The organism is Kitasatospora sp. NPDC056800 (genome assembly GCF_042789775.1).
In the GTDB taxonomy this organism is placed as follows: Bacteria; Actinomycetota; Actinomycetes; order Streptomycetales; family Streptomycetaceae; genus Kitasatospora.
In genome coordinates this window covers 1-6,243 of sequence record NZ_JBHUAL010000321.1, presented here as the reverse complement: position 1 = coordinate 6,243, position 6,243 = coordinate 1, and the positions used below count along the sequence as shown (strand labels likewise).

At 71.2% G+C, this 6,243-nt stretch carries 5 protein-coding genes; 3 read left to right on the top strand and 2 right to left on the bottom strand.

What is annotated here, in order from left to right; genetic code table 11:
- Positions 1-63 precede the first annotated feature (63 nt).
- Positions 64-885, top strand: coding sequence for a protein phosphatase 2C domain-containing protein (locus ACFRQN_RS39265; RefSeq protein ID WP_063780134.1), 822 nt, complete (start codon positions 64-66; stop codon positions 883-885).
- Between the two features lie 59 nt (positions 886-944).
- Here the strand turns inward: ACFRQN_RS39265 and ACFRQN_RS39260 are convergent, their stop codons facing one another.
- Together ACFRQN_RS39260 and ACFRQN_RS39255 are read right to left on the bottom strand one after the other, a co-directional pair.
- Positions 945-1,904 carry a pirin family protein gene (locus ACFRQN_RS39260; RefSeq protein ID WP_049651061.1) on the bottom strand — a complete coding sequence of 320 codons (960 nt, stop codon included), beginning with the start codon at positions 1,902-1,904 and terminating at the stop codon, positions 945-947.
- A 124-nt stretch (positions 1,905-2,028) separates the two neighbouring features.
- Positions 2,029-2,532 (bottom strand): SseB family protein, encoded by a 504-nt coding sequence (locus ACFRQN_RS39255; RefSeq protein ID WP_049651062.1) that lies wholly within the window; start codon positions 2,530-2,532, stop codon positions 2,029-2,031.
- Between the two features lie 213 nt (positions 2,533-2,745).
- Here ACFRQN_RS39255 and ACFRQN_RS39250 point away from each other — a divergent pair, with 213 nt between their 5' ends.
- Both ACFRQN_RS39250 and ACFRQN_RS39245 read left to right on the top strand, forming a co-directional pair.
- Positions 2,746-4,575 (top strand): acyl-CoA dehydrogenase, encoded by a 1,830-nt coding sequence (locus ACFRQN_RS39250; protein ID WP_074002033.1) that lies wholly within the window; start codon positions 2,746-2,748, stop codon positions 4,573-4,575.
- A 326-nt stretch (positions 4,576-4,901) separates the two neighbouring features.
- Positions 4,902-6,209, top strand: a complete 1,308-nt coding sequence (locus ACFRQN_RS39245; RefSeq protein WP_375877070.1) for a M18 family aminopeptidase — start codon at positions 4,902-4,904, stop codon at positions 6,207-6,209.
- The last annotated feature ends 34 nt before the right edge of the window (positions 6,210-6,243 follow it).

Below are 6,243 nucleotides of genomic sequence, written 5' to 3'. Positions count from 1 at the left end.
GGCCCGCGCCACACCGGCGCACGGGTCTGGGCGCGGGCCGGGGGCGGCGGCCACACTGTCGGGATGCAGCTACAGCTCGCAGGGGAAGCACGGCGGCCCGACCGCGAGAGCGAGGACTTCGCGGTGGCCTCGCCGGAGGCGCTGGTCCTGCTGGACGGCGCGAGCTCGCCGGTCGGCCTGGAGTCCGGGTGCCGGCACGGGACGGCCTGGTACGTGCGCCGGCTGGGCGTGCACCTGCTCGCCCGGCTCACCGACCGGGCGGACCGCTCGATCGCCGACTGTCTGGCCGACGCCATCGTGGAGACGGCCGCGCTGCACGGCGGCCGCTGCGACCTGGCCCACCCGAACACCCCCGCCGCGATGGTCGTCGCGGCCCGGCGGCACGGCGAGGCGCTGGAGTACCTGGTGCTCGGCGACTCCCTGCTGGTGCTGGAGTTCAAGGACGGCCCGCCGAAGGTGATCGGGGACAACCAGCGCTTCCCCGGCGGCGAGGAGCTGCGCCGGCAGGTCTGGGAGACCGTCCCCGGCTCGGCCGAGCGGGCCGCGCTGCACCTGGAGTACGTGCTGGCCGTGCGCGCCGCCCGCAACCGGGGCAACGGCCCGTGGATCGCCGCCGCCAGCCCGCGGGCGGCCGAGCACGCCGAGACCGGCTCCGTCCGGCTGGACCGGCTGCACGCGCTGGCCGCCCTCACCGACGGCGCCTCGCGCTACACCGAGCGCTTCGGGCTGGGCAGTTGGGGCGACGTGCTGCGGCTGCTCGCCGAGTCCGGGCCGGGCGAGCTGATCGCCCAGGTCCGGGCGGTGGAGCGGGCGGACGCCGGCTGCGAGCGCTGGCCGCGCGGCAAGACGCACGACGACGCCTCGGCCCTGTACGCGCTGCTGTAGGCGGTGGACGCGCGAGGGCCCGGACCGGGTGCGGTCCGGGCCCTCGCGAGCGGGCGGGCTCAGTGGCCGTCGGCGGGGATGGTGCCGAGGCGGCCGGCCTGGAAGTCCTCCATGGCCTGCTGGAGCTCGCGGTGGCTGTTCATCACGAACGGGCCGTAGTGGGCGACGGGTTCGCGGATCGGGAGGCCGCCGAGGAGGACGACCTCGAAGTTGTTGTCGCGGGAGTCCTGCTTCTCGTCGGCGCGCAGGGTGATCGAGTCGCCGTCGCCGAAGACGACGGCCTGGCCCCGGTGGAAGGGGCGGTGCTCGGTGCCGGCCGAGCCGTTGCCGGCGAGGCCGTACGCGAGGGCGTTGAAGTCGGCGCGCCAGGGCAGGGTGATCTGGGCGCCGGGGTTGATCGAGGCGTGGATCATGGTGATCGGGGTGAAGGTGGTGCCCGGGCCCTGGTGGCCGTCCAGCTCGCCGGCGATGACGCGCAGGAGCGCGCCACCGTCCTCGGTGCTGAGCAGCTTGACGCTGCCGCCGCGGATGTCCTGGTACTTCGGGGTGATCATCTTGTCCGAGGCGGGCAGGTTGACCCACAGCTGGAGGCCGTGGAAGAGGCCGCCGGACTGCACCAGGGACTCCGGCGGGGTCTCGATGTGCAGCAGGCCGGAGCCGGCCGTCATCCACTGGGTGTCGCCGTCGGTGATGGTGCCGCCACCGCCGTGCGAGTCCCGGTGGATGAACGTTCCGTCGATGATGTACGTGACGGTCTCGAAGCCGCGGTGCGGGTGCCAGGGGGTGCCCTTGGGCTCGCCGGCCGCGTAGTCCACCTCGCCCATCTGGTCCATCATGATGAACGGGTCGAGGTACTTCTGGTTGATCCTGGCGAAGGCGCGGCGGACGGGGAAGCCCTCGCCCTCGTAGCCCTCGGGGGCGGTCGCCACGGTGAGGACCGGCCGTGCGCTCGTGACGGCGGGGTCCGGCGTGGTGACGCGCGGGAGGGTCAGCGGGTTGTCGACGGTCACGGCGGGCATGTCGGCCTCCTTCGGGGGGTGTCTGGCCTACATCCATGAGATTAGTTCAATCCTCAACAACAAGCAAGTTGAAAGTTGAACTATGTAGTGACGAAGGAGCGCGGGGCTCCTCGTCCAGCATGGCTCAGCCGTACATCCGGCGCATCGTGAAGTCGACCATCTGCTCGACGGCCTTGGCGTCGAACACCATCCGGTGCTCGCCCTCCATGTCCAGCGCGAAGCCGTAGCCGGTCGGCAGCAGGTCCAGAACCTCGGCGCCGGTGACGGTGAAGTGCTTGGAGTCCTTGCCGGCGTAGCGGCGCAGCTCCTTCAGCGAGCTGAACATCGGGATCACCGGCGTCGGGGTGTTGTGCAGCGCCAGGAAGCCGGGGCGGTCGCCGCGGGGGCAGTGCACCTTCGAGGTGATGAAGATCGCCTGGAAGTCCTCGACCGCCATCGAGCCGGTGGTGAAGGCCCGGACGGCGTCCGCGAGTGAGGGCGGCGAGGGTTCGGGGTACAGGGACTGCTGGGGGGCCTGCGACTGCCCGCCGTAGGCGTCGGGTCCGGGCATGCCGTTCATGCCCTGCTGCGGTCCCGCCTGCTGCTGGTAGGGGTCGCCCGGGTATGTGTTCTGGTCATATCCGTACACACGGACAGGCTAGCGGGAGCGCACCCCTCTCCGCTGGCACCGATCCTGACAAGGAGTGGCCGCGTCGGCTGTGGGACGTGACCACGTTCATAGCGGATTCGCCGGCGGGGGCTTGCCCAAGTTACCGCTGGGTAGCATCATGATGCCTACTGGTGGGTACGGGACGCCGGAACGCGGCGGTCTCCCGGAAGCGACGAACCGGAGATAACGGCCATGGGTCACTACAAGTCCAACCTGCGGGACGTGGAGTTCAACCTCTTCGAGGTGTTCGGCCGCGAGCAGGTGTACGGCACCGGACCGTTCGCGGACATGGACGTCGAGACCGCGAAGAACATCCTCAGCGAGATCGCGCGCCTCGCTGAGAACGACCTCGCGGCGTCCTACGCCGACACCGACCGCAACCCGCCGGTCTTCGACCCGGAGACCAGCACCGCGCCGATCCCGGCCACCTTCAAGAAGAGCTACCAGACCTTCATGGACGCCGAGTGGTGGCGCCTGGGCATCCCGGAGTCGATCGGCGGCCAGGTCACCCCGAACTCGCTGATCTGGGCCTTCGCCGAGCAGATCCTGGGCTCCAACCCGGCCATCTGGATGTACTCCTCCGGCCCGGCCTTCGCCGGTGTCATCGCCGAGGAGGGCACCGAGGAGCAGCTCGAGGTCGCCAAGCGGATGACCGACCGCCTGTGGGGCTCCACCATGGTCCTCACCGAGCCCGACGCGGGCTCCGACGTGGGCGCCGGCCGCACCAAGGCGATCCAGCAGGAGGACGGCTCCTGGCACATCGAGGGCGTCAAGCGCTTCATCACCTCGGGCGAGCACGACATGTCCGAGAACATCATCCACATGGTGCTGGCCCGCCCCGAGGGCGGCAAGCCGGGCACCAAGGGCCTGGGCCTGTTCATCGTCCCCAAGTTCGACTTCGACTGGGAGACCGGCGAGCTGGGCGAGCGCAACGGCGTCTACGCCACCAACGTCGAGCACAAGATGGGCCTCAAGGCCTCGAACACCTGCGAGATGACCTTCGGCGCCAAGCACCCGGCCAAGGGCTGGCTGCTCGGCGACAAGGTCGACGGCATCCGCCAGATGTTCAAGATCATCGAGTTCGCCCGGATGATGGTCGGCACGAAGGCCATCGCCACCCTCTCCACCGGCTACCTGAACGCCCTGGAGTACGCCAAGGAGCGCGTGCAGGGCGCCGACATCTCGCAGTTCCTGGACAAGACCGCCCCGCGCGTCACCATCACCCACCACCCGGACGTGCGCCGCTCGCTGCTGACCCAGAAGGCCTACGCCGAGGGCATGCGCGCGCTGGTGCTGTTCACCGCGTCCACCCAGGACGACATGATGGCCGCCAAGCTGCGCGGCGAGCACGACGAGGCCGCCGAGCGCCTCAACGACCTGCTGCTGCCGATCGTCAAGGGCTACGGCTCGGAGAAGTCCTACGAGCAGCTCGCCCAGTCGCTGCAGACCTTCGGCGGCTCCGGGTACCTCCAGGAGTACCCGATCGAGCAGTACATCCGGGACGCCAAGATCGACACCCTGTACGAGGGCACCACGGCGATCCAGGGCCAGGACTTCTTCTTCCGCAAGATCGTCAAGGACGGCGGCCAGGCGCTGACCGCGCTGTCCGAGCAGATCCAGAAGTTCGTCGACTCGGCCGCCGGCGGCGACGCCCTGGCCGCCGAGCGCAAGCTGCTCGGCAAGGCCGCCGAGGACCTGGCGGCCATCGTCGGCAAGCTGATCGCCGACCTGACCTCGGTCGAGCAGGACGTCAAGAACATGTACAAGGTGGGCCTGAACACCACCCGCCTGCTGATGGTCTCCGGCGACGTCGTGGTCGGCTGGCTGCTGCTGCGCCAGGCCGTGGTGGCCCTGGCCAAGCTGGAGGCCGGCGCCTCCGAGAAGGACGTCCCGTTCTACCAGGGCAAGGTCGCGGCGGCCCGCTTCTTCGCCAAGAACGTCCTGCCGACCGTCACCCCGCAGCGCCTGATCGCCGAGGGCATCGACAACGAGATCATGGACCTGGCGGAGGAGGCCTTCTAGGCCCGTCCGGGACCGCCGGGCCCGTCCGGGCCCGCGCACCCCTCGAACCGCCTGACACACCCTCGCACCGAAGGGCCCGGCTGCCACCGGGCCCTTCGGTGCGTCCGGGGCCGTGGCCGGGGCGGGCGTCCGGGGCCGTGGTCCGGGTGTGCGTCCGGGCGGGCGTCCGGCGGCGGAAAGCTCCGACCGTGCGCGGCGGTTCACGGTCGTGTCCGGGTCGTGCACCGAACCAGGTGTTCCGAATGCCCTGTCCGTGTACGGGCATATGCTCAGGTGCGAAGCCGACTCCCCATCCGGCTTCGGCCCTCACTCGACCCAGGAGCAGCATGTCGACCGCCGCCCGCCAGGCATTCTTCGACCGGACGCACAGCGACGACCTGATCGCGTTCCTCGGCACCTCACCCTCCCCGTACCACGCGGTGGCGAGCGCCGCGGAGCGGCTGGAGAAGGCGGGCTTCCGGCAGGTCGCCGAGACGGACGCGTGGGACGACGCGGCCGGCGGGCGCTACCTGATCCGCGGGGGCGCGCTGATCGCCTGGTACCTGCCGGAGGGAGCGGGCCCCGAGACGCCGTTCCGGATCGTCGGCACCCACACCGACTCGCCCAACCTGCGGGTCAAGCCCGTGCCGGACACCGGCTCGGAGGGCTGGCGGCAGGTCGCCGTGGAGATCTACGGCGGCGTCCCGCTGAACACCTGGCTGGACCGCGACCTCGGCCTCTCCGGCCGGCTCGCGCTCAAGGACGGCACCGCCCGGCTGGTCCAGCTGGACGAGCCGCTGCTGCGCGTGCCGCAGCTCGCCATCCACCTGGACCGCCAGGTCAACGAGGGCATGAAGCTCGACAAGCAGCGCCACCTCACCCCGATCTGGGGCCTCGGCCCGGTCGACGAGGGTGCGCTGATCTCCTACGTCGCCCAGCGGGCCGGTCTGGACGCCGCCGACGTGGTCGGCTGGGACCTCATGACCCACGACGTCCAGCCCGCCTCCTACCTGGGCCGCGACCGCGAACTGCTGGCCGCCCCGCGCCTGGACAACCTGCTCTCGGTGCACGCGGCCACCGCCGCGCTCGCCGCCGTCGCCACCGCCGAGGGCGCCGCCAGCCTGCCGTACATCCCGGTGCTGGCCGCCTTCGACCACGAGGAGACCGGCAGCGAGTCCGACACCGGCGCGCAGAGCCCGCTGCTCGGCACCGTGCTGGACCGGACGGTGCACGCGCGCGGCGGCACCACCGAGGACCGGGCCCGGGCCCTCGCCGGCACCGTCTGCCTCTCCTCGGACATGGGCCACGCCGTCCACCCGAACTACAGCGAGCGGCACGAGCCGGGCCACCACCCGATGCCGAACGGCGGGCCGATCCTCAAGGTCAACGTCAACAACCGCTACGCGACCGACGGCGTCGGGCGGGCGGTGTTCGCGGCCGCCTGCGAGAAGGCGGGCGTGCCGTGGCAGACCTTCGTCTCCAACAACGCCATGCCCTGCGGTACGACGATCGGCCCGATCACGGCGGCGCGGCTGGGCATCAAGACGGTGGACTGCGGCATCGCGGCGCTCTCCATGCACTCGGCGCGCGAGCTGTGCGGCGCGGAGGACCCGTACCTGCTGGCGAGCGCGCTCAAGGCCTTCCTGGAGGGCTGACGGCGGATGCGGAAGGGGCCCGGCGGTCGTCCGC